Consider the following 24,103-nt stretch of genomic DNA (forward strand, 5'->3'; position numbering starts at 1 on the left):
GGATCTGGTTATATTAAAAATGGAAGCCTGCACCGATGGCTCCACCAGCATTACCCTGCGTATCTGCTGTACCATTGATCTTCATTACCCAGCGCCCGTTATCAGAGACTCTCGAGACCCCGATAGCGACTGCACTTTCACCATTATATGATGCGATACCACCGCCTATCATTGACTTACCTGCAATATAAGCTTGGGGTAGAGAAGACATGGCCATCGCCGCTGAGATACCCGCATTAGCGTCGTCTTCGACTTCGCCAATCCTATAACCTAACTCGTTAACGTTCCTATCGATAGTAGCGATCTGACCACTAACGACTCTATCAATCGTATTGAGTTGGCCAACGTTAGCAGCATCACTATCTTTAATACCAGTGGCTACGTTCGTAACAACCTTATTACCAGCGTCAATACCGTTAGTGGTGATACTTGCACCGTCTTTGATAGTCAAGCCATTGTTATCAACCGTGGTATTGCCAGTTTTAACGCTAGTCACCACTAAATTTTGAGCAGTCGCTACTTTGATACTACCCTTATCATTGCTCAAGACAATGTTATCACCACTGACAAAGTTGGCAATATTGTTAGTTTTATTGAGAGTATTGACGTTTACACCGTCCACTTGAGTAATCACTGTCTGCATAGCATTATCAGCTTTTACTAAGCTATCCTTACTGGCTTGACTTAGATCAACAGCGTAGTCGGTAACGTTACTGGTGTTTTTAGTACCAGCCGTTACAGTCACTGCATTAGAACCTGCAGAAGCACTAGCACCATTAGCATTAACAGTATAAATGTCTTGTCCATTACTACCCGTTGTTTTGACAACGTTAGTCACGTTAGATCCAGCAGCAACTTCCGTTCTAGAGCCAGCAGCAGCGGATAGTACATCACCGATATTAGCGGCATTGGTAGTGGTGGTGCCGCCACTAGCAACGTTGGTAATGACTGTGGTGCCTGCGTCAATACCGCCTGCAGTGATACTTGGTCCAGTCGCCCCATCGCTGTTAGTAAAGCTTACACCTGTCTGATTAACAGTAGTGCTGTTACCGGCGTTGTCACTAGCAGTAAAGCCTTCTGCACCGTAGCTAGTTGAATTACCAGCAGCATTAGTTACTGTCGTGCCAGCTGTGGTTACAGTTGTGGTATTACCCGCATCATCATCAATAGCAAGGCCGCTAGTATTCAAAGTGCTGTTACCAGCCTTAACGCTAGTAACATTAATGTCATCTGTAGTGGCTACTTGATAATTAGTGGAGCCATCTTCATTAGTCGTTGAGGTCACAGCAATATTGTTACCTTGGGTTACTGTGCTCTTAGCTGCTACCGCCACATTATTAACTGATGAGATTGCCTCATCAATAGTATCTTTGCCAGTACCACCAATGTCAGTCGATGTGACAATACCGCCATTATTTACTGCATTACCACCAATAACTGATGCAATAGAGCCTGCAGTATTATTCAGCTGACCACCATTGACAGCATCTGTGCTATCGACCGCAATGCTACCGTCAGCAACGTTAGTGATTTTATTGCCACCGTTATTAAGACCGTTGTTGGTTAGCGTAACTGTTCTGGTTGGATTAGCCCCTGTTAAAGTAACCCCGCTAGTATTAAACAGGGTATCACCCATTATCACACTGTCTAATACTAAATTTTTGGCAGTGGCTACTTTAATACCGCCATTTTCAGCAGTTAAGACAATGTTGTCACCCTTGAGGAAGTTGGCAGTGTTGTTGCCTTTATCAAGCGTTTTAACAGTGTTGCCATCAATTTGAGTGATGACATTTTGCATGGCATTGTCGGCATTGAGCAAGCTGTCTTTAGTGATTTGACTTAAATCAATAGCATAGTCAGTAACGTTGTTGGTATCTTTAGTACCAGGAGTTACTGTCACTGCGGCAGAACCAGCAGAAGCAGTGGTTTTTTCTGCATTAATGGTATAGATATTTTTACCGTTATTGTCTGGATTATTAGTGACGCTAACGTTAGTGCCTGCAATAACTTCGGTTTTAGATATTCCTACTGCAGTTCTTATATCACCAATGTTAGCTGCGTTTGTGTCGATGTTACCACCGCTAGTTACGCCTGTGATTTGATTAAAGCCATTATGAAGACCAGTTTTGCTTAACCTGACAGTATTGTTTGGACTGCCCGTACTGATAAAGGTCAAACCATTTTGATTAACTAAAGCATCACCCACTCTTAAGCCAGTAGATGAAATCTTGACGTTGTTGCCAAAACCAGCACTGCTAAGACCCGTTAAGTCTTTAGCTAGTTTTAGATTTAAGGTGTCAGTACCATCAGCGACGACGCCAATATTACTGCCGCTAGCTAGTTTTGTACTATCAGTCTGGCCACCCTTAATAGTAAGTTTTTCACCAAGCTTACGAGTAACGTTAGTGCCATTATCACCGGCAAAGGTAAGCGGGGTTTGTACCGCTGTATTTAGTACTGTAATCGCTTCACCAACAGTGTTGACTGACTGACTGGTATTTACAGTATCACTTGGATCAGTAAAGACGGTGTAGCTTGGTGCCGTATAGGTATTCGTTACTGGATCATAGCTTGCACCGCCACCTAAAGCACTAGCGTTGCTTGCTATATTTTGTCTGTTTTCAAATAATTGGCTACCGTTAACGGCATCTTTACTAACCGCACTAATCTCAGCGTTCGCGACATTAGTAATTCTATTGTCTCCGTTATTAAGACCATTACTACTTAACGTCACCGTGTTATTATCGCCACCTGTTAGAGTAATTCCTGACTTATTAACTAAGGTATCGCCAATCTGTAAGCGACCATTGTTACCCAGATCAATCTGCTTGTTAAGCTTGACTTGAACACCTTCATTGGTAGTGATTGAGGTTAGATTATTGTCACCAGTCACGGCAATGGTGTCGCCCAAAGCAAATTTATTAGAAGTAGTGCCATTACCGAAGTTAATACCTTTACCGATTGTTTTATTGATATTGGTATTAACTTCTGTCAACTGCTCTTGAGTTGCCGCTTGGCCACCAGTGTAAGTTGTAGTCCCATCAAAGCTAGTGTTGGTTAAACCTTTGATACTACCTGTGCTACCATCGATTGAAACAGAATTGGCAGTACCGATATTAACAGTATCAGCTAAGCCAATATCAACACCGTCAAGACCTGAGTTCGCAGTAGTATTAAAGTTGCTATCAAACTTAAATTTAATTTCTTCACCTAAAGCGAAAGTCTTCTGAAGTCCATTAACATTCAGCTTAATGCCTCGATTTACCGTTGTATTGGTCGCATGAAGCTGACTACCGTTAATGGCGTCGGTACTGTCAGCACTAACTTTGCCACCAGCGACATTTTTTATTTGACGCTCAAACCCAGCTGAGCCGACAGATACTTGCGCACCTGTTTTTAAATTATCACTAGGATCTAAAACATTACCGGCAACGTGATACGTAGTACCACCGACTACCATCGTCTTTTCAGAAGTAGCAATGCTATCTGTCAATGAGCCAGCACCCAGCGCAACTGAGCCATCTTTAGTTGCTGAGGCAGCGACGCCAAAGGCTGAAGCCGCAATGCCTTTCGTATTAGCATGGGTTCCAACCGCAGTAGATAGAGCGCCTTCAGATTGTGACTTTGCGCCAATGGCAATAGATGCAGCGCCACCGGCTTCAGTATATGTAATGTATTGGCCTGGTTCGACCAAATCGCGTTTAGCCAAATACTTGAATATGGTATTAACCGTACCACCATTTATAGTATTACTAACACTATTACCATCAATATTGCTCATAGATGCTTCATCTAGATCGTCACCACCGATAGCAATAGAGGATGCGCCTTTTGATACTACATTAGCGCCAATGGCAATTGACTGCTCGCCAAGCGCTGTGGTTACTTGACCATTGGAAACCCCGCCAATAGCGATGGTTTGACTGCCTACAGATTGAGCGTTCTTACCTATGGCAATGCCGTCATATGAACTGGCTGTGGCATTGGTTCCACATTCTACCGTAGTCATGCCTATGCATAAGGGGAAGTTGGCAGCACTTGCCTGCATACCGAAACCAGCAGCCAGTAACCCTATTCCTATAGCGCTTAAGCGCAAGATACCTGTAGATGAAAGATTTGACGTTGTATTTATAGTAGCGTTAGAACTTACGCTAGATTTTGATGATTTACCACGTGCTTTGGCATATTCTGCGACCGCTGTAAAACAGTTTAAGGCTTCATTCCAGACGACTTTATAATTGCGATTCATAGTGTGTACTCCCAAATAGACCTGTTAGATGTAAAAAATAAAACCAAAATCTATGTCACAGAGAGTTTAAACAACAAAATAAAATCAACTATAAGCTTGTATGAAAGAGGACTTTTAGCTAGAATTTAACTCTTGTTAATATTTATAAAATATATATTCTGTTTTGTAAATCAATTGTTACTCTCTGTATATTCATATTACCGGATATATAGAGAGTAACAATACCACTTAAGAATCGTTTACAGCCGTTCATCATAATTCTCATTATACTGATGACTAAGATAGTCAATATTATGCTAAAAATCATGAAATACTGTTAAGTTGAACCGACTTTTTAATAGATAAAAAACTATTTAATCGAAAATAAATACCGAATGTGGTAAAAATTAAATATGTTCAAAATAATATCTTTAATATTTGAGCAAGACATTATCTATTATTAATAAAGCCAAGAGAGAAAGCTCAACACTTGTAAATTAAGCGTCAAACTTACATTCAATTGGCTATATTTTATATATAAGCTATTTATAAAATCAAGACGCTTGCAGACTCATTTTAGGGCCAAATGGTTCGTAATGAACGCTATCAACACCATGTTCTAACGTCATCAAGCCATCAATAATACTTTCCATAAATGGCATTGAGCCACAGACATAAATGTCGGCAGGCTGGGGTAATGTTGCAAGCCACGCCTCATCTAGTAGTTGGTCGTTTTCAAAATAGAAGATGTGTTCTTCAACATTGGCGGCTGACTCTAATAGCTGATGAGTCTCATCATCAAAAGCATGATGGTTTTTGTTCTGACAGGCATAGACCCAAATAATAGGTCGCTTGGGATTAGTGGTTACTTGCGCCTCTAACATCGATAAGATGGGTGTTACTCCAACCCCAGCACTGATAAGTACTAAGGGAATCTCATTTTGTTGCATCAGTTCTTTATTTAAGGCAAAGTCGCCTGCTGGTGCCGATAATGAAACCGTATCACCAACTTGCAAATGGTCATGCAAGTAGTTAGAGACCAATCCACGATGCTCATCGCGATTGTCACGTCTGACGGCGAACTGGATACCTTTATCAGTATTGGCTGAATATAAAGAGTAATGACGCAATGCCAAATGCTCGCTGTCTTTGGGATCTGTTTTTACGGTGATATATTGACCGGCGGTTAAATCCAGTTTATTAAGATCGATACTGTCGCTACTGTTTTGCTTGTTGTCTACTGAACTGTCAGTTAATGGCACGACGGTAAAGGCAGCAATATCAGTGGCAGCGGCTACTTTTTCGATCACTTTAAAGGCGGCAAAGCCTGGCCACATCTCTTCTTTATACATGTCTTTTTCGAGTTCAATAAAGACGCCAGCAATCTCATCATAAGCTTCTGTCCAAGCGTTGATAATGTCATCATTCGCCGCTTCACCAAGCACTTGCTTTATAGCACCAATAAGGTGTTTGCCCACAATAGGATAATGCTCTGGCAGGATTTGTAGGGCGCGATGCTTGTGACTGATACCCGTGACTTCTGGTAGCAGAACGGCTAAGTGTTCAATATGTTTAGCAGCCGCTAAGACCGTCGAAGCTAGTGCGTTCTGTTGACGTCCTAGCTTTTGGTTGGTTTCATTAAAGATATCTAGCAGCTCAGGATGTTCAATAAACATGTTTTTGTAGAATACTTTGGTAATAGCAGTCCCATGTTCTTCAAGTACGGGGACAGTTGCTTTTATGATTTCTATGGTTTGAGGGGAAGCCATTAGGTCTCTCTTAGTGAGTTATCACATTGTTAAGTTGAGTTACTACAGTTGGCAATAGCGACTAGGCTTATCAGAAAGTAATCAAACTCCCATGAGTCAATTAATCAAAACATTGCCATAACATTCATTCAAAATGAATCTTACCATATTTCTTTCAGTATACCAATGCTGTATCATGATTTTGGTTGTTTCTATGGTGACTTTTTCTGTCTAAAAATCTAATAATACCGACCAAAAGACTAAACAGGCGCACTAGTGATATGGATCAGTCATGTGGACGGAAAAATTATGATTGAGATAAAAATTGATCTATTCGACTAAAAAAAGCAGCCATTATAAACTTTATAGTGGCTGCTTTTTTGTAATTCAATATTGTGCCAGCACCCTTTATTACCAATGAATCTCATAATTAGCATTAATAAGTGATGGTCGTTTTTATATCGCTACCGCGCTAGATGGGCCGTCATCTTCTCGACACCGTGTAAGGTCATTGGATACATTTTATTATCGAATAGTTTCTTAATTTCAATAATAGTTTGGGTATAGTGCCAGTAAGTTGGATTTTCAGGATTCAGCCAGGCTACTTTATCGAAATGCTCAAGCACTCTTTTTAACCACACCACACCGGCTTCATTATTCATATACTCAACGCTACCACCCACCGAAAATAGCTCATAAGGCGACATTGCCGCATCACCAACAAATATCACGCGATATTCACGACCATATTTATTGAGCAGCTCAAAGGTTGGTATGGGGGCACTGTGGCGACGGTCGTTATCCTTCCAGACATAATCGTATAGACAGTTATGAAAATAAAAGAATTCTAGCGTTTTAAACTCATTCTTAGCCGCAGAAAATAGCTTTTCTAGGGCCTCGATATGCACATCCATACTACCGCCAATATCGAATAGCATCAGAACTTTGACTCGGTTACGACGTTCCGCCTGCATATGAATATCGAGCACACCTTTTTTGGCGGTACGCTTGACGGTCTCTTTAATGTCTAGCTCATCAGCGCTGCCTGTCCGGGCAAATTGGCGCAAATTACGTAGTGCCATTTGAATTTGGCGCGTACCAAGTAAATTATCATCATCGAGATTGCGGTATTTACGCTGCTCCCAGACTTTGGCTGCGCTACGTTTACGGGATTCGCCACCGACACGTACGCCTTCCGGATGATCACCATAGGCACCAAATGGTGATGTGCCACCCGTTCCAACCCATTTACTACCCCCTTGATGGCGCTCTTTTTGTTCCTTTAAGCGCTCCTCCAAAGCTTTCATTAATTCTTCGAGTGAGCCATATTTTTTTAGTAAGCGCCGCTGCTCCTCAGTTAGATTCTTCGGATCAAGCTTTAGATCTAACCATTCTTTGGGAATGTCCGTCAACTTTGACAATAACTCATCAGTGTCTAGGCTATCAACCCCTTCAAAATAATCAGCCATCGCCCGATCAAACTTATCAAAGTGGCGCTCATCTTTGACCATGCACAGACGAATAAGTCGATACATATCTTCCCGACTGGCGAAATCGCGCAAGTCGGGATCGTCCGGATATTCAGGATGTGGCTGCATCATCAACCCTTGCTCAAGGGCCGCATTTAGGTCAAGCAGTTCACGCGTGCTAACCGGCACACCGTAAGTACGTAAGGTATAGAACAATTTGATAAACATAAAATACGTATCACTTATTAGCTAATTTAGTTACGACATAGCTCTTAACATTCATTGGCTTTTATTATCTGGTGTCGCTCATTTAGCTTAAATCACAACGACCTTGCGATCCAATTGCCATTTAACGGCGCATCATATTGGCAAAGCGCTGCAATAAATTGACATCGGCTTCGTTTTTGAGGAGCGCCCCATATAATGGTGGAATAGATTTTTCACCGCGCAAATTTTCTTCTAGTTCCGCTTGCGCCATGTCATCAGCGAGTAGCAAGGTTAGCCAATCGACTAGCTCTGAGGTTGACGGCAGTTTTTTAAGCCCTTGAACATTGCGCAGTTTATAAAAAATATCTAATGCATCATTGACCAATTTTTCTTGAATATTAGGAAAATGCACATCAATAATTTGACGCATAGTCTGCTCTTCAGGGAAGTCGATATAATGGAAAAAACAGCGACGCAAAAATGCAGCCGGTAGCTCTTTTTCATTATTCGAGGTAATAATCACTACCGGACGCTGTTCGGCAGTAATGGTCTCTCCCGTTTCATAGACATAAAAAGACATTTTATCAAGCTCATGCAATAAATCATTGGGAAACTCAATATCTGCTTTATCAATCTCATCAATCAATAACACACTACGCTCGTTACTGGTAAAGGCATCCCATAACTTACCCGGCTTGATATAATTACCAATCTCATAAACCTTATCATCGCCTAATTGCGAATCTCGCAAGCGTGACACGGCATCGTATTCGTACAAGCCTTGCTCAGCTTTGGTAGTCGACTTGATATGCCAAGTAATAAGCGGCATTCCCAAGCTGGCAGCAACCTCTTCAGCGAGTAAGGTCTTACCTGTGCCAGGCTCACCTTTTATTAATAACGGCTTTTGCAAGGTTATTGCAGCGTTGACTGCCAGTTGCAGGTCTTCAGTAGCAATATAACTGTCAGTACCGGTAAAATTTGGTTTGGTGTGGTTATTAGCAGTGGTCATTGAAAAGTCTCATTTATTGTTATCGATATAAAGGAAAGGTAATAAAAGGAGTGTTGGCAAGTACAGTAGAATAAATAATAATTTAGATTAGCACAGCCTGTCTTAATGCCAAAATACTCATGCGTTCGTAGTTTGTATAACTTATGACTTATTTTTAGCCCGCAAGATCTCATTGGCAGCCATAAAAAAAGACACGCAACGGTGTCTTTTTATCATCAGCAAAATAGCGCCGACATTATGTTTTCTTAATCATAAATTTCTGTCTGTCACGTCTTTATCTGCTATGACCACAGGATTCTTATTTGTATGCAGCTTAGGGTCGGCTGATTCTTCTGCTTTCAAGTTACTTTTTTTTAAGCTACTTTCTTTTTCAAGATTAATATCAGTTTCAGGAACAGGTGTTTTAGGCATAATTACTGGCAGCGGCTCATCAGTCTTTGCTTCTAAATAGTTACCTGTTGCCAGTTGCATATTTGCCCGAGTATCTTCAGCAGTTCGAAGGCGCGCTTTATCTAAGCTTGACTCAAAAGCGCCGCGGATCAGTTGCCAAATAAAGCCAATAAATAAACCTACTACCAATACCACTAGCACTGGTAATGCATTGGTAACAGCAGCGGCAGTATCTTTCATCATGACCGCATAGACGACGCTAATACTGGCTGGCGCAATTTGACCGGGGTCACTCAAAGCTGTACCTGGGGCTAATAGGACTGCAAATAATATCATCCAGCTCATGCCGCCAAGTGGACGCGGCAACATCCGTGCGACCAATATCCAGAGTACGAGCACTACAATCGCACCGCCAAGATAGGCATACATGGGCAGATCAGCAGGCGGGACACCTCTGACCAACTGGCTCCACCAGATAACAATCTCGCCGAGAATGTCACTGATTTTTTCCAGTGGTAGGCTTTGTAAAATACTTTTTAACCAGTCCATGCGTGTTTAGATACCTGCGTTTATAGGTCGTGCGCCACCTTATTATTTTCGACAAATCATTATGTATTTTGCTATATGTCTAATAAAGCTGTATATAAAAATTTAACGTGCGCACCTAATAGTCTTTAGTTTATCACGACTTTATATCAAAATGCATACCCTGCTCTTGTTAGCAACGTTTTATTTGCTCATATCTATCCTGATACTTGTAATATTAAGGGTATTAATCGTAGATATTATCTTGGGCTTCGAGCGCGCGAAGCTCTGCTTGTTTACGCATTATCTCTTGTGGTGGCATTTGTACATAATAGCCTTGCGACTGAAGTTTAGCCAGCACCTCTTCCTTATCAACACGGGCAAGCGTTGGTGTCGCATCCAAGTCTAAGTGCATCACAAACTTACTGACACCCAAACCTGTACGGAAATCTTTAGGCAAAATGTTCAGCCAGTCTTTGATCTCATCAGTATCGTTAGGATAATCGGGACGTGCAATATAAACATACATATCATCGCGTCTGAGAAATTTGTAAATATCACAATGCATAAAGGCACCCTATTGAATACTAAAAATTAAAACGAAAGGCGAATTAATATAACCATCAAAACGCTTATGAGTAATAATACTATAGCCTAGCATGAATTGCCCTACAATCAATATTAGCTTCTGGTATTAGCATAATTATGCTTTTTTAATGACTGATTAATAGATTTTATTGATAGTAACTACTAATTATGCTGCTCATTAATTAAAGCACAAACCCTCGATTCATAAACTGGTTAATAACTTAAATCAGTAAAATAATAGCCTTTTAATAAATTTATTAACATTAATCCCTTTGATGACTTGTAAAATGGCTGTGAACCTTTCATAATAAAAGCGTTTTTCAGGAGAGAGTTTTATGGTAGGACGCAGCGTTCATTATACGCCGTCATTATCTGCTATAACACCACCGAAGGCGCATCTACCCTGCTAATCGCTCAGGTAAAAGGACTGAAAAACACATGCATGCTATGTTTATTTGCTTTCTGCAATCTCTCATACCACTGCATAACAAATCTGGAGAGCGGTAAGGACGGACGACGCCTTACCCACCGAAGGGGAGAAAATGCGTTACCATACACTTCAGGCTTGTGTTAAAGCCAGCTCATATTGAGCATGCCTAATATATGGAACGTGTTGAAAATCTCAGGTTACAGGACAGATAGGGCTTTTGTTTAAACTGACGTTCAGCGTTTGTTTTGCATACGGCTTTATTTTTTGTGCCACCCTTTGCCGCAACGCTAGCATCTCGCAAGCTTGCTTCTCGCTATTAATGACGTCCATCACATATTGTACTTATCTTACTGAGTACTGATGGCGTATATACAAGGATTTGTTATGACCGATACTAATACCCAAGATACTAGCAATCAAGCCCCTCAGCGCACACCTCTCTACCAGTCCCACGTCGATAGTGAGGGCAAACTGGTGGATTTTTCTGGCTGGGAATTACCTATCAACTATGGCTCGCAAATCGAAGAGCATGAAGCAGTACGTACCGATGCTGGTATGTTTGATGTCTCACATATGGTCATTGTTGATATTAAAGGCGCAGACAGTAAAGCTTGGCTACAAAAACTACTGGCCAATGATGTCAATAAGCTAAAAACGGTAGGTAAAGCCTTATATTCCCCTATGCTCAATGAGCAAGGTGGCATCATTGATGACCTAATCGTCTATTTATCAAATAGCGATGAAACTGAATATCGTATCGTATCAAACGCTGCTACTCACGACAAAGACATAGCACAGTTCAAAAAAGTAGCTGAAGGCTTTGATGTTACCTTTACTGAGCGCAAAGAGCTTGCGATGCTTGCCGTTCAAGGGCCTAATGCCGTTGAAAAGCTCGCACAGACCAAACCAAACTGGGCAGATACCCTTGCCGGACTCAAACCTTTTGTTGGTGCTGACTTAACCGATATAGAAGGTCCAAACTGGTTTGTCGCCCGTACGGGCTACACTGGTGAAGATGGCGTTGAAGTCATCATGCATGGCGATGATGCACCCGCGTTCTTTGAGCAATTAAAAGAAAACGGCATTAAGCCTGCTGGCCTTGGCGCACGTGATACGCTACGTATGGAAGCCGGCATGAATCTCTATGGCCATGATATGGACGAGACCATCAGTCCCTACGACTGCAACATGGGTTGGACGCTTGCTCTAAAAGATGACCGTGATTTTGTTGGTCGCGACGCGCTGGTTAGTAAGCGTAAACAAGCCAAAGACGACAATACGGCAATGAAACAAGTTGGTCTGCTGCTAACCAGCCGTGGCGTGTTACGTGAAGGCATGGAAGTGACGATCAATCAAGGCACTGATAATGAGCAAACGGGCGTGATTACTAGCGGCACCTTCTCTCCTAGTCTCAAAAACTCTATTGCTATTGCACGGGTTCCTGCGAGCTTATCAGACGATGATAACGTGCAGATTGATTTGCGCGGTAAAGGCAAATTCGTCGATGTCCGTGTCCTTAAGCTACCCTTTGTCCGTAATGGCAAGCAACAGTTTGAATGATATTAGTTTTGACTTCATTTAAATAATGGTATTTTATTGTGGGTTAATCACTACTTTTAATGAAAGCTCTGATTAACCACTGCCTATTATTGGCTTCTATAATTTTTAATCAACCTCTATCATCTAGGAGAGACACTATGAGTAATGTTCCAGCAGAATTAAAATATATCGCCAGCCATGAATGGTTACGCCTTGAAGACGACGGTACTATCACTGTTGGTATCACTGATCACGCGCAAGATTTACTTGGTGATGTGGTGTTCGTTGAGCTGCCGGAAGTCGGCGCTACCATCACATTAGATGAAGAAATTGCTGTTGTTGAGTCAGTAAAAGCAGCTTCTGACGTCTATGCGCCTATTTCAGGCGAAGTCATTGCCATTAACGAAAGCCTTGAGGATGACCCTGAAATCATCAACTCAGACCCATACGGTGAAGGTTGGTTCTTTAGAATGAAGCCTGAAAATATGGAAGATTATGAAGCGCTAATGACCGCTGAAGAGTACGAAAACGAGTTATAAGCTTCTTGGTAACTAATCGTTCAAGCAATTATTTATTTAGTAAGTAGTATACGTTATCAAAGATAGATATTAACACTTGTTGGTATCTATCACGATTCAACACTAAACTCATATCGCTTCATGTTATTCACAATTCACTGCTGTCATCTATTTTTATATCCGCTATCTTGCAACCCTGCCCTGGAGTCACGTATGAAACCAGCCGATACTAACGACAATCATACCAATGCAGCCGATACCAAGACCTTGCATACGGCTCATCATACTGCCAACCAAAACAGCGCTACGGTTAGTAAGAAAACAGTAGACAGTATAGCGACGCCTAAACATACGCCGCAGCTGCAAGCATTTCAAGAAATAGTAGAGTCACGTCGCTCCGTTCGCCGTTTTACTGATACGCCGATTCCTAATGAGGTGTTGGCAGATTGTTTACGGCTGGCAATGCTAGCGCCAAACTCTAGCAATTTGCAGCCGTGGGAATTTTACGTGATTGATAGTGCAGATAAGCGTCAGCGCGCGGTCAAAAACTGTATGAACCAGAACGCGGCTAAAACATCAGCACGACTGATTGCGGTGGTAGCACGTACTGATATTTGGCACGATCATGCTCAGCAAATTTTGCGTGAATATCCTGATACCCCGGTACCAAAGAAGGTTAAGGACTACTACACCAAAGTAGTGGCCATGGACTTTTTGCGGGGTCCAGTCAATGTGGTATCAGCCGCTAAATGGGGCGCTACGCAAGTTTTTAGACGGGTAAAAGGGCCGATTAAATCACCTTATTATACCTTCGATGATGTCAAAAATTGGGCGACCAACAATACCGCACTTGCTGCTGAAAATTTGATGCTGGCACTGCGAGCACATGGGTTTGATAGTTGTCCGATGGGCGGTTTTGATGAGCCTGCGATGAAGCGGCTACTAAATCTAGGCGACGACCATCATATTGTGATGATGATTGGTGCTGGAGAGCGTGCGGATAACGGCATTTACAACTCGCAGTTTCGCTTTAACGATGACCAGTTTGTGCATTATGTTTAACGCATAATGGTTAACAAATAGGTCATACCCATTTTTTGTTTTTCATTTTCACCTTATCTATTGCGTGTATTATAAACGCTAACAAGGATTATTATGTCTACTTCTCAAAATCCGACCCTTGATACCTTCAAAGGTTTATTTAACGAATCAGAATTCGTCTATCGTCATCTAGGTTCTAACGATGCCAAACAAGCTGATATGCTAAAAGCAGTTGGTTATGACGATATGGCCAGCTTTATTAATGATACCGTCCCTGAGCCAGTACGCTTACATAAAGAATTAGACTTACCATTAGCCATGAGTGAGCACGCAGCGCTTGCTAGACTGCGCGTGATGGCAGACAAAATTACCGTTAATAAAAGCTATATCGGTCAAGGTTATTCGCCAGTACGTATGCCTGCTGTTATTCAGCGTAATGTGTTAGAAAATCCAGGCTGGTATACCGCTTACACCCCTTATCAAGCTGAGATTTCCCAAGGTCGCTTAGAAGCGTTGCTTAACTTCCAGCAAGTTTGTATTGATTTAACCGGTCTTGAGATGGCAGGTGCCTCGCTCCTTGACGAAGCAACAGCAGCTGCTGAAGCTATGTCAATGTCTAAGCGTATGAGCAAAAGCAAATCAATGCAGTTCTTTGTTGATGAGCGTATTTACCCACAAACGCTAGACGTCATCCGTACTCGCGCTAAATATTTTGGTTGGGAAGTGGTTGTTGGTGATTTTGAATTGGCTAAATCTGGCGACTACTTTGGTGCGATTTTCCAGTATGTCGGTCATGAAGGCGATGTTAAAGATTTAACGGACGTTATTAGTGCGGTGAAGAAAAACAAAACTTATACCTCCGTTGTCAGTGACATCATGAGCTTGGTATTGTTAAAATCACCCGCTGATATGGGTGCCGACGTCGCACTAGGTAGTACGCAGCGTTTCGGTATTCCAATGGGCTTTGGTGGTCCACATGCCGCCTACTTTGCATTCTCAGATAAAGCCAAGCGCTCAGCACCTGGTCGTATCATTGGGGTATCAATAGACGCACATGGCAACCCTGCCCTACGGATGGCGCTACAAACGCGTGAGCAGCATATTCGCCGCGAAAAAGCCAACTCTAACATTTGTACCTCACAAGTATTGCTTGCCAACTTAGCGGGTATGTATGCTGTCTATCATGGCCCAACAGGCGTGAAGCGCATTGCTACGCGTATCCATGCGTTTGCGACTGCCTTTGCTAACGTTATCAAAAATGCTGGTGATGATAATAAATTAAACGTCGTTCATGATCAATTCTTTGATACCGTGGTCGTTGATTGTGGTTCAGAAAAACTAGCTACCCAAATCTTCGAAAATGCAGACAATGTTGGCTATAACTTATGGCGTCTTGGCGACACCAAACTGAGTGTTTCTTTTAGTGAAACCAGTGATCAAGAAGACTTTAGTGTCTTGACTCAGCTGTTCGCTAATAAGTCACAGGACTTACCTGCAGACGCGACTGTTTCTTTAGAGGCGGCGCATTTACGTACCGATGCGATCTTAAGCCATCCGGTCTTTAATTCGTATCATACTGAGCATGAAATGCTACGTTATTTAAAATCGCTTGAAGATAAAGATTTGGCGATGAACCGTAGTATGATTGCGCTGGGTAGTTGTACCATGAAGCTAAATGCGACCAGTGAGATGTTACCCATCACTTGGCCTGAATTTGCTAATGTGCATCCTTTTGCACCGCGTGACCAAGTCACTGGTTATATCGACATGATTGATAGCCTACAAGACCAACTAAAAGCCATTACCGGTTTTGATGATGTGTCTATGCAGCCAAACTCTGGCGCCTCAGGTGAATATGCTGGTCTATTGTCTATCCGCCGCTATCATGAGTCCTTAAATCAAAGCAATCGTGACGTCTGCCTAATTCCACAGTCTGCGCACGGTACTAACCCTGCAACGGCAATCATGATGGGTATGAAAGTAGTCGTGGTCAAAACCGATGACAATGGTAACGTTGATATCGCTGACCTAACGGCTAAATGTGAAGAGCATAGCGACAATCTTGGTGCCTTGATGATCACTTATCCATCAACGCATGGTGTGTTCGAAGAAGGCATCCGTATTATGTGTGACCTTATCCATAAGCATGGCGGTCAAGTGTATATGGATGGCGCTAACATGAACGCCCAAGTCGGTATCATGCAACCAGCTGATGTGGGCGCAGACGTGCTACACATGAACTTGCACAAAACCTTCTGTATTCCACATGGCGGCGGCGGTCCTGGTATGGGTCCTATTGGTATGAAGGCGCATTTAGCCCCATTCATGGCCAACCACAGCATTAGCCCTGTGCATAATGCGCAAAAAGACTTAACCGCAGTGTCAGCAGCGCCTTATGGCTCAGCAAGCATCTTGCCAATCTCATGGATGTATATTGCAATGATGGGCCGTGATGGTCTGTTAGAGGCCACACATCTAGCGCTATTGAATGCTAACTATGTTGCCTCTGAGCTTAAAGATCATTACCCTGTTTTATATGCTGGTAAAAATGGTCAAGTAGCGCATGAATGTATCATCGATATTCGTCCGCTTAAAGAAGCAACCGGCATCAGTGAAAGTGAAATTGCTAAGCGCTTAATGGATTATGGCTTCCACGCCCCAACCATGAGCTTCCCAGTATCGGGTACTTTGATGATTGAGCCTACTGAGTCTGAATCAAAAGAAGAATTAGACCGCTTTATCAGTGCGCTAAAATCTATCCAAGAAGAAGCCATGAAAATCAAATCTGGCGAAGATGGCTGGACGGCTGAAGACAACCCATTGGTTAACGCGCCGCATACGGCATCGATGATTACTAATAGCGAATGGTCACACCCATACAGCCGCGATACTGCTGCATTCCCATTACCTTATGTCCGCGCACATAAGTTCTGGCCAAGTGTTTCACGTATTGATGATGCTTACGGCGATAAGAACCTAAGATGTTCTTGCCCCGGTATCGAAAACTATATGTAATTAGTAGCATTTGATAATACTAGGTCAATGAATCGTTTACGATAAAAAACCTCCAAATCAGTAGCTGGTTTGGAGGTTTTATTTTGTCTACTGATTATGGTTATTTATTATCAATGACAGCCATTAAACTTAGCATTTAAAATCGGTATTTAGCGCTATAATAAAACCATACGATGATAAAAATGTACATTTAATTATCAAACCAAACAATCTTATGGACTGAGCAATGCAGCAAACAATAATCAAAAAAAACCGCGTTATTCTTATTCACGGTCTTCATCAAACGCCATTTATCATGCGCCCACTCGCTAAGCGCTTACAAGCGCAAGGGTTTGACACTCATCAATACGGCTACCGCAGTATGCGTGATGGTATCAAGACCCACAGTCAACGCTTACATGCATGGCTTGAGGCGAATCACCATCCTGAGCAGCCGATAGACTTGGTTGGTCATAGTTTGGGCGGGCTTATTATTCGCGATTTTATTACTGCTTATCCGCAGTGGCAGATTGGACGCTGTGTGACCCTCGGCACGCCACACAATGGTAGTATTTGTGCTGATTATATTTGGCGACTCACTCCCTATATTGTGGGGAAATCGTATGTGGACGCGCTAGATGGGACGGTTGTACCCTTGCCTGAGCACATCACTTTGGGTGTGATTGCTGGCGATAAACCTTATGGTCTAGGACAATTATTTTTGCAGTATCATAATCGTAAAATGCGTAAAGCAGATAATTCATTGCTGAGTAAGAATCTGGTGCACGATGGCACCGTATATATAACTGAAACCAAACTTAATGCGGCTACAGACCATATAATTATGCCAGTTTCTCATACCGGTATGTTGGTCAATCCAACAGTGGCTGAACAGACTGCCTATTTTTTACGAAATGGGCAGTTTCAACGATGATCACCTGCAAACAGTAATACCTATCACTAATCTAAGACAAAATTAGCACTCATATTAATATAACGATTTAACCAAGGCTACTCGACTCCTTTGTTGGCAAGCTCTCAAAGTCGCTCGTTTATGTTCATTAAATCATATTTATCGCAGGTTTATAGCTGGCTTACTATACTAAACATTAATACCCATACCTTGTTTTAATTCAGCTATATGTTCTTCGATAACCGGAATTAGTATTTGGGTTACCCATTCATAGCGCCAGCCTTGCAGCCCTTGTGGTAACTCTTCTAGCCCCTTATCAAAAGCAATGACTTCGTATAGTTGCCCTAGCCACTTCTTACGCATCAGTACGTTTTCTGGTACGTCAATTTGCGCAGCACGTGTGGCAACCACGTCTTGTACCGCTTTAGATAGTACTTTATTTTTAGAACGATAAGGCGGCAGCAAACAAGCAGGATGCTCAACGGCGGCAAGCATTTTCGCTTTATTGATAACGTTCATCAACTCTTCCCCATACAGACGCAGCATACTACGGTGCATGGTCGTCTTATGTGCCAGCTCGCGCATATTGCTCGGTTTCTCAGTGAGAATCTCACGTACCGCTTGTTTCTTAATCACAAAAGTACGCGGTTGATTGGTCGCTCGTGCCAGCGCCTCACGCCATGTCGCTACTGCCTGTAAGATGGCCATTTGTTGCGAATTATAGCGATAGTCCGCCATCGTTAAATACATCGCCTCATCTTCGACATGTTGCGCGTCATATAGCTCAGAGGCATACAGTTGGCAATCTGCCCACACATAGTCATATAGCCCTTGCGACTTAAGTGCGTGCTCAATGCTTAAATATAACGCCGGCAAAAAGCGCACATCATCAATGGCATACTGCTCCTGCTCATCTGATAATGGACGTCTGAGCCAATCAGATTGACTTTGTTCTTTATCAATATGCATATCTAACTGATCATCAAGTGCCTGCTGATAACCCATTTGCAATTGTCCGGTCAAATAAGACAACGCAATTTGGGTATCAAAAATATTGGTCAATGGCGGACAGCCAGACAATAGGTAAAAAATACCTAAATCTTCTCCGCAGGCATGCCAAATAGCCACATCCACTTCGCTAAGCGCTTGCCAAAATTCACTCAGTTGTAGCTGCGGTGCATCTAATAGATAAACATGATCACCAGTATTGAGCTGAACCAATGCCAAGCGCGGATAATAAGTATCACGCTTAATGAACTCAGTATCTAACGCTACGCGCCCGCAAACTTCTAACGCATCGATAACCTCTTCTAACTGATATTGTTCGCGCACCCAAGTAATAGACACCTCATCTGCAATATCTAACAGCGCATCAATATCGGGTTCTACAGGCAAGGCTGTAGCATTGGAATCAACGGCTATAGTAGCGGTATCACTAGAATCAATAGTGACAGAGGGCGAGGGATCATTAGCTTTAGAACTTGAATCAGAAAAGATATGGTCAGACACGGGCAGATACCTGCATAAAGAAAAGAGAAGAAAAACGCTAAAGACAGGCATTATTATTCATAAAATAGCTGTCAGCATTTATAAAAAGGAGGTGTAAGATAAATTAATAAGCTAAGTATAGCAATTTCACTATGAAAAATGGAAAACCAGCGCACAAATTTTGGCATTTGCCAATTTTATGATTACTGAATACTATGGATATAGAGTGGTTTTTTTTCATAAAATAAGATAAGTAACCTCTCTATTAGCAACCACTGACTGATTTAAAATATTGAACCATTATAAAAAAGAACGATTTTGTATCGCTTGTCCCAAAGTCATGCTATCTAGATATTCAAGCTCACCACCCATCGGTACGCCTTGCGCCAAACGAGTGACTTTATTGACATGCCGACTTACCGCCTCACTAATAAAGTGCGCCGTGGTTTGCCCTTCAACAGTGGTACCGGTTGCCAGTATCAGCTCTTCAACTGGCTCTTGCTTGACCCGCCATACCAGCTGATCGATATTTAAATCATCGGCACTAATACCATCAATCGGTGACAGATGCCCCCCTAGCACAAAATAGCGACCGCGATAGCCGGCAGTTTGCTCAATCGCCATCACATCAGCAGCGGTCTCGACCACACACAATAATCCGTTATCACGTCTGGGATCTTGGCATAGCGGACAGACACTATCATCACTAAAGCTATGACAACGCTGACACTCAACGATATCCCGCATCGCCTCATCAAGCGCTTGCGCCAGGGCAATACCTTGAGGACGTTTTTTAGTGAGTAGATGCAGTGCCATGCGTTGGGCACTTTTTTGACCCACGCCAGGTAAAATACGCAACTGTTTAACCAGCTGATCAAATTTGGCTGTAAGCAAAGTGTTTTCCTTTGTAAAAGATATAACTTGTAAATAGTATAATTTGTAGAGATTGTAAGTAACTATTATAAATAGATATGCATAAAAATCTAAAAACTTACCTATAAAAATGGGGTCGTATCGTATCGATAACAACCTTGTTTCTTACGTTGATACAGTCAATTGACTACAAATTAATAGTTATATCAGTTCCAAAAATCAAAGCTAACTGTAAGTACGACGAGCACAAGCATTAAAATGATAGGCCTAGAAAGTCTGAATACCTTACTTTAGTTGTCTTTTTTTGGAATTGATATTAGAACATACCTTGCATACCTGGTGGTAATCCCATACCTGAGGTCGCGCCAGCCATGGTTTCTTCATATAACTCGTCAGCTTGACGAACCGCATCATTGATAGCTGCAGCGATCAAATCTTCAATCATATCTGGCTCATCCTCCAACAAGCTTGGGTCAATAGTTAAGCGCTTGACCACATGACGACCAGTCATGGTGACTTTGACTAAGCCGCTGCCCGCTTCGGCGTGTACTTCTTTATTGGCTAGATCTTTTTTTGCGGCCTCAACACTAACTTCAACTTTCTTTTGCATGGTTTGTGCTTGTTGCATCAATGCTTGAATATTCATAATTGCCTCTTTTATGGTGATGAATGATGTCGTAATAAAATGTTCTTAGTCATATAAATTAATACGCTCGCAGCGATTATACCGCTATCTTTATAAACTGTCTAAACCACGTGCCAAGTCTTTAATGATATCTTCCACATCTTCTAGACCCACTGACAGACGAATAAGGCCATCTTTGACCCCTGCTTCAGCGCGTGCTTCTGGCGACAAACGAAAATGAGTGGTCGTTGCTGGATGAGTAATAGTTGTTTTGGCATCGCCTAAATTATTAGTAATCGACACCATTTGCGTCGAATCAATGACATGCCAAGCGGCTACTTTTGAGTCACCATCGTCGGCTGCTTTGACCTCAAAACCCATAATCGCGCCATAGCCGTCTTTCATATGATGTTGGCGGGTTGCCAGCTCATGGGACGGATGATCACTCAGCCCTGAAAAATGTACAGTGCGAACATTGGGATGACTAACTAAAAACTGCGCCACTTGATTGGCGTTAGTACAGTGGGCTTGCATCCGTAGTTTAAGAGTCTCAAGACCTTTGGTAAATACCCATGCATTAAATGGACTCATGCTGATACCGCCCGAGCGTACGACAGTAAAGGCTTCTTGCATCAGCTTATCGCTACCGACCAGCGCACCACCAAGTACTCGACCTTGACCATCTAAATATTTAGTCGCTGAATGAATGACCACATCAGCGCCCAACTCTAGCGGGCGCTGCAAGGCTGGGGTCGCAAAGCAGTTATCAACCACCAATAAAATATCATTGGCTTTTGACAGTTGGCTTAAGTAACCAATATCACAAATCTGTGCCAATGGATTACTGGGACTTTCACAATAAATCACTTTGGTATTTGGCTGTACCGCATTTGCCCACGCTTCATTATCAAAGCAATCGACATAGCTGACCTCAACCCCAAACTTTGCCATGTAGTTATTAAACAGCCCAATCGATGAGCCAAATAATTGATTGGCTGCTAATAGATGGTCGCCCGCTTTTAGATAGGCTAAGCACATGGTCAAAATTGCGCCCATGCCTGAAGCCGTCGCTACGGCGCGTTCGCCATTTTCAAGCGCCGCTAGCCGGCGCTCAAAGGTGCGTACACTAGGATTGGTATGGCGTGAGTAAACATTACCAGTCTTAGTACCATCAAAGTGTGCGGCAGCATCAGCCGCTGAGGTGTAGACATAAGAGCTGGTGGTAAAGATAGGCTCAGAATGCTCGCCCTCGTCAGTACGATGTTGCCCTGCCCGCACCGCGATGGTCTGCATACCATAGTCCAGTCCTAAATCTAAGGCATCAGAACGCCAGTTCGAATCTAATGTATCTCCATTATTTGAGCTATTTTGTTGTTGCGTTTGCGACTGACTCATAAGTTTTCCATTGCTATTGTTAATTTTAGCATTTATGCGGCTATTGTCATTGTTTTTGGATAGGTTAAGAGAGGATTACACTTTTTAGATAGCTGTTTACTAGTGTTATGATCTCAGGAATATCATATCACGCCTCTTTATTTCAGGCACCTGCTAAGCGTTATGTTTGGTGGCGATTTACGTAAAGCTGACGGCTCGTCTAATTTTTTCATTAAAAAAATAACGTATTTTTTATAGGCAGATATCGCTGCACCTGCTAAGCTTAGCGGCGACTAACTTTGCACTTTAAGTGAACCTATTAGGCGCATCACAATTCTTGCTACCATTATACAAATCAGGCTAAGCACTTTTTAGCATGCCTATTATGAAAATCTTTTAAGCAGACCGTTTCTTAAAGCAGACTAAGGTAACCCAGTTATGTCGATGTTTAGTATAGATCCAAGCAGCTTATCGCTGAGTCTGACGCTTGGGCTATCTTTAGGCCTTAGTGGGTGTCAAGTTTTGCCCAAACAGCCCCATTTACCGGAAAGCCAATATCTATCAGCGCGTGTCAATGCTTTATACCAAAAAGGTAACATCCTAACAAATACCCAACATAAAGATACTGCTGTCTATAATACAGATTTGGTTGCTGCTATTAGTGAACAAAAAGATATTCACCCTGACTTATCTGGCTATCATCCTATTGTAACTGGTGCTAACGCTTTTGCTTCGCGCAGTATTCTGACAGGTATGGCAACTCGTAATATTGATGCGCAGTATTATATTTGGCACGACGATCAGGCCGGACAGTTACTGCTAAAAGATTTATGGGAAGCTGCTGAGCGCGGGGTTATCGTGCGTTTATTGCTCGATGATTTTAATAATAACGCTCAATTCGATCAGCATTTACTACGCTTTGCCAGTCACCCCAATATTGCAGTACGTATTGTCAATCCACTGATGTATCGTAAGTTTCAGACGTTGAACTTCGTCACTGGTTTACCACGTATCAATCGACGCATGCACAATAAGAGTATGACTTTTGATAAACAAATCACCATCATCGGTGGCCGTAATATCGGTAATGAATATCTAAGCAATGATCAGAACAGCCAGTTTGCCGATCTCGATGTCCTACTTATCGGTAAAGTCGTGGCCGATATTGACACTAGTTTTACTAGCTTTTGGTCGGCACCAATATCCTTCGATATCGAGACCCTTGCAACTCTTAATAAGAAAGGTACCAGAGATTTTTTAGCAGGTTTAGATAAGCTTAATGAGGATGAAAAAAGTAACGCGAACAGTAGTTTGACGAGGTATGAAACGGCTATCGAAGACTCTTCTATTGACACTGACTTGGTGAACAAGCGCGTACCCTTTCGCTGGACCGATATGCAATTTTTGAGTGATGATGTTGGTAAATTAACCAAGAGTGTCCCTACTAGCACTAATTTAGTACAGCAACTCCGCACTTTACTGGGTCGCCCATCCAACAAGCTGACTATTATATCATCCTATTTTGTTCCCACCAAAGACGGGGTGAATACGCTGGTGCAATTGGCAGATGCCGGTATTGAGATTAAGATTTTAACCAACTCTTTTGATGCAACGGACGTCACGGCAGTGCACTCAGGTTATAGCCAATGGCGGCCTAAACTGTTGCGTGCTGGCATTAAAATCTATGAGTTAAAATCAACTGCTAGTGAAGAGAAGCGTGAAAATAAATTATGGAAAGCGAGCAGCCAGTCATCAACCAGCTTGCATGCCAAGACTTTTGCTATTGATGACCATCAAGTCTTCATTGGCTCCTATAACGTTGATCCGCGCTCGGCAAATATTAATACCGAGATGGGTGTTATTATCAACGATGATGAGCTGGCACAGCAATTGCACCAAGCACTGAGTGATGACCTGTTAAACCAAGCTTATGAAGTCAAGCTAACGAATGATAACCAGCTACAATGGCATACCATTGAAGGTAACAAAAAAGTTGTTTATGATTCGGAGCCACGTGTTGATCTGACCGATCATATTTGGCTAACCGTTATGTCATGGTTACCCATTGATTGGCTGCTATAAAATTCAACATTTTTTATCTGTTGAGTCTTGAACAAACGCCACATCCTTTAACTCAAAGCCCT

At 42.4% G+C, this 24,103-nt stretch carries 16 protein-coding genes and 2 riboswitches; of the genes, 6 read left to right on the forward strand and 10 right to left on the reverse strand.

What is annotated here, in order from left to right; translation table 11 throughout:
• Positions 1 to 13: 13 nt before the first annotated feature.
• The 6 genes from AAEY88_RS03445 to AAEY88_RS03470 form a co-directional block, all read right to left on the reverse strand.
• On the reverse strand, positions 14 to 4,249 hold the full coding sequence (locus tag AAEY88_RS03445) for a YadA-like family protein (protein WP_350559080.1): 4,236 nt from the start codon (positions 4,247 to 4,249) through the stop codon (positions 14 to 16).
• Positions 4,250 to 4,782: 533 nt separating this feature from the next.
• Positions 4,783 to 5,997 carry a globin domain-containing protein gene (locus AAEY88_RS03450; protein ID WP_350559083.1) on the reverse strand — a complete coding sequence of 405 codons (1,215 nt, stop codon included), beginning with the start codon at positions 5,995 to 5,997 and terminating at the stop codon, positions 4,783 to 4,785.
• 443 nt (positions 5,998 to 6,440) lie between these two features.
• Positions 6,441 to 7,673 (reverse strand): VWA domain-containing protein, encoded by a 1,233-nt coding sequence (locus tag AAEY88_RS03455; protein WP_350559086.1) that lies wholly within the window; start codon positions 7,671 to 7,673, stop codon positions 6,441 to 6,443.
• 121 nt (positions 7,674 to 7,794) lie between these two features.
• Positions 7,795 to 8,661: a MoxR family ATPase gene (locus tag AAEY88_RS03460; RefSeq protein ID WP_350559089.1), complete on the reverse strand. Its 867-nt coding sequence runs from the start codon at positions 8,659 to 8,661 to the stop codon at positions 7,795 to 7,797.
• Positions 8,662 to 8,910: 249 nt separating this feature from the next.
• Positions 8,911 to 9,600, reverse strand: coding sequence for a hypothetical protein (locus AAEY88_RS03465; RefSeq protein ID WP_350559091.1), 690 nt, complete (start codon positions 9,598 to 9,600; stop codon positions 8,911 to 8,913).
• 223 nt (positions 9,601 to 9,823) lie between these two features.
• Positions 9,824 to 10,144 carry a YcgL domain-containing protein gene (locus AAEY88_RS03470; RefSeq protein WP_350559094.1) on the reverse strand — a complete coding sequence of 107 codons (321 nt, stop codon included), beginning with the start codon at positions 10,142 to 10,144 and terminating at the stop codon, positions 9,824 to 9,826.
• A gap of 331 nt (positions 10,145 to 10,475) precedes the next feature.
• Positions 10,476 to 10,604, forward strand: a riboswitch (glycine riboswitch).
• Between the two features lie 43 nt (positions 10,605 to 10,647).
• A riboswitch (glycine riboswitch) is annotated at positions 10,648 to 10,812 on the forward strand.
• A gap of 166 nt (positions 10,813 to 10,978) precedes the next feature.
• Between AAEY88_RS03470 and gcvT the strand changes: the two genes are divergently transcribed.
• The 5 genes from gcvT to AAEY88_RS03495 all read left to right on the forward strand — a co-directional run bounded on the left by gcvT (position 10,979) and on the right by AAEY88_RS03495 (position 17,620).
• Positions 10,979 to 12,154 carry a glycine cleavage system aminomethyltransferase GcvT gene (gcvT, locus tag AAEY88_RS03475; protein ID WP_350559097.1) on the forward strand — a complete coding sequence of 392 codons (1,176 nt, stop codon included), beginning with the start codon at positions 10,979 to 10,981 and terminating at the stop codon, positions 12,152 to 12,154.
• Positions 12,155 to 12,291: 137 nt separating this feature from the next.
• The gene (gcvH, locus tag AAEY88_RS03480; protein WP_350559100.1) at positions 12,292 to 12,672 is read left to right on the forward strand and encodes a glycine cleavage system protein GcvH; all 381 of its coding nucleotides are present in this window, start codon (positions 12,292 to 12,294) and stop codon (positions 12,670 to 12,672) included.
• Between the two features lie 192 nt (positions 12,673 to 12,864).
• The gene (locus AAEY88_RS03485) at positions 12,865 to 13,713 is read left to right on the forward strand and encodes a nitroreductase family protein (protein ID WP_350559103.1); all 849 of its coding nucleotides are present in this window, start codon (positions 12,865 to 12,867) and stop codon (positions 13,711 to 13,713) included.
• Positions 13,714 to 13,806: 93 nt separating this feature from the next.
• Positions 13,807 to 16,707 carry an aminomethyl-transferring glycine dehydrogenase gene (gcvP, locus tag AAEY88_RS03490; RefSeq protein ID WP_350559106.1) on the forward strand — a complete coding sequence of 967 codons (2,901 nt, stop codon included), beginning with the start codon at positions 13,807 to 13,809 and terminating at the stop codon, positions 16,705 to 16,707.
• Between the two features lie 226 nt (positions 16,708 to 16,933).
• Positions 16,934 to 17,620, forward strand: a complete 687-nt coding sequence (locus AAEY88_RS03495; RefSeq protein WP_350559109.1) for an alpha/beta fold hydrolase — start codon at positions 16,934 to 16,936, stop codon at positions 17,618 to 17,620.
• Positions 17,621 to 17,788: 168 nt separating this feature from the next.
• On the opposite strand, the gene AAEY88_RS03500 is transcribed toward AAEY88_RS03495, so the two are convergent.
• The 4 genes from AAEY88_RS03500 to AAEY88_RS03515 all read right to left on the reverse strand — a co-directional run bounded on the left by AAEY88_RS03500 (position 17,789) and on the right by AAEY88_RS03515 (position 21,980).
• Positions 17,789 to 19,108 carry an HRDC domain-containing protein gene (locus AAEY88_RS03500; RefSeq protein WP_350559112.1) on the reverse strand — a complete coding sequence of 440 codons (1,320 nt, stop codon included), beginning with the start codon at positions 19,106 to 19,108 and terminating at the stop codon, positions 17,789 to 17,791.
• 279 nt (positions 19,109 to 19,387) lie between these two features.
• Positions 19,388 to 19,981 carry a recombination mediator RecR gene (gene recR / locus AAEY88_RS03505; protein ID WP_350559115.1) on the reverse strand — a complete coding sequence of 198 codons (594 nt, stop codon included), beginning with the start codon at positions 19,979 to 19,981 and terminating at the stop codon, positions 19,388 to 19,390.
• 295 nt (positions 19,982 to 20,276) lie between these two features.
• Positions 20,277 to 20,606, reverse strand: a complete 330-nt coding sequence (locus tag AAEY88_RS03510; RefSeq protein WP_350559118.1) for a YbaB/EbfC family nucleoid-associated protein — start codon at positions 20,604 to 20,606, stop codon at positions 20,277 to 20,279.
• Positions 20,607 to 20,696: 90 nt separating this feature from the next.
• Positions 20,697 to 21,980 carry an O-succinylhomoserine sulfhydrylase gene (locus AAEY88_RS03515; RefSeq protein WP_350559121.1) on the reverse strand — a complete coding sequence of 428 codons (1,284 nt, stop codon included), beginning with the start codon at positions 21,978 to 21,980 and terminating at the stop codon, positions 20,697 to 20,699.
• 417 nt (positions 21,981 to 22,397) lie between these two features.
• On the opposite strand from AAEY88_RS03515, the gene AAEY88_RS03520 reads away from it, so the two are divergent.
• Complete coding sequence (locus tag AAEY88_RS03520; RefSeq protein ID WP_350559124.1) at positions 22,398 to 24,041, forward strand: phospholipase D family protein; 1,644 nt, start codon at positions 22,398 to 22,400, stop codon at positions 24,039 to 24,041.
• Positions 24,042 to 24,103 lie beyond the last annotated feature (62 nt).

The sequence above is a fragment of the Psychrobacter sp. CAL346-MNA-CIBAN-0220 genome (assembly GCF_040309805.1).
Classification (GTDB): domain Bacteria; phylum Pseudomonadota; class Gammaproteobacteria; order Pseudomonadales; family Moraxellaceae; genus Psychrobacter.

What these genes read in the sequence shown, in the direction of transcription:
- AAEY88_RS03445 (WP_350559080.1), bottom strand. Translation starts at nt 4,249, where the DNA reads ATGAATCGCAATTATAAAGTCGTCTGGAATGAAGCCTTAAACTGTTTT.
- AAEY88_RS03450 (WP_350559083.1), bottom strand. Translation starts at nt 5,997, where the DNA reads ATGGCTTCCCCTCAAACCATAGAAATCATAAAAGCAACTGTCCCCGTA.
- AAEY88_RS03455 (WP_350559086.1), bottom strand. Translation starts at nt 7,673, where the DNA reads ATGTTTATCAAATTGTTCTATACCTTACGTACTTACGGTGTGCCGGTT.
- AAEY88_RS03460 (WP_350559089.1), bottom strand. Translation starts at nt 8,661, where the DNA reads ATGACCACTGCTAATAACCACACCAAACCAAATTTTACCGGTACTGAC.
- AAEY88_RS03465 (WP_350559091.1), bottom strand. Translation starts at nt 9,600, where the DNA reads ATGGACTGGTTAAAAAGTATTTTACAAAGCCTACCACTGGAAAAAATC.
- AAEY88_RS03470 (WP_350559094.1), bottom strand. Translation starts at nt 10,144, where the DNA reads ATGCATTGTGATATTTACAAATTTCTCAGACGCGATGATATGTATGTT.
- gcvT (WP_350559097.1), top strand. Translation starts at nt 10,979, where the DNA reads ATGACCGATACTAATACCCAAGATACTAGCAATCAAGCCCCTCAGCGC.
- gcvH (WP_350559100.1), top strand. Translation starts at nt 12,292, where the DNA reads ATGAGTAATGTTCCAGCAGAATTAAAATATATCGCCAGCCATGAATGG.
- AAEY88_RS03485 (WP_350559103.1), top strand. Translation starts at nt 12,865, where the DNA reads ATGAAACCAGCCGATACTAACGACAATCATACCAATGCAGCCGATACC.
- gcvP (WP_350559106.1), top strand. Translation starts at nt 13,807, where the DNA reads ATGTCTACTTCTCAAAATCCGACCCTTGATACCTTCAAAGGTTTATTT.
- AAEY88_RS03495 (WP_350559109.1), top strand. Translation starts at nt 16,934, where the DNA reads ATGCAGCAAACAATAATCAAAAAAAACCGCGTTATTCTTATTCACGGT.
- AAEY88_RS03510 (WP_350559118.1), bottom strand. Translation starts at nt 20,606, where the DNA reads ATGAATATTCAAGCATTGATGCAACAAGCACAAACCATGCAAAAGAAA.
- AAEY88_RS03515 (WP_350559121.1), bottom strand. Translation starts at nt 21,980, where the DNA reads ATGAGTCAGTCGCAAACGCAACAACAAAATAGCTCAAATAATGGAGAT.
- AAEY88_RS03520 (WP_350559124.1), top strand. Translation starts at nt 22,398, where the DNA reads ATGTCGATGTTTAGTATAGATCCAAGCAGCTTATCGCTGAGTCTGACG.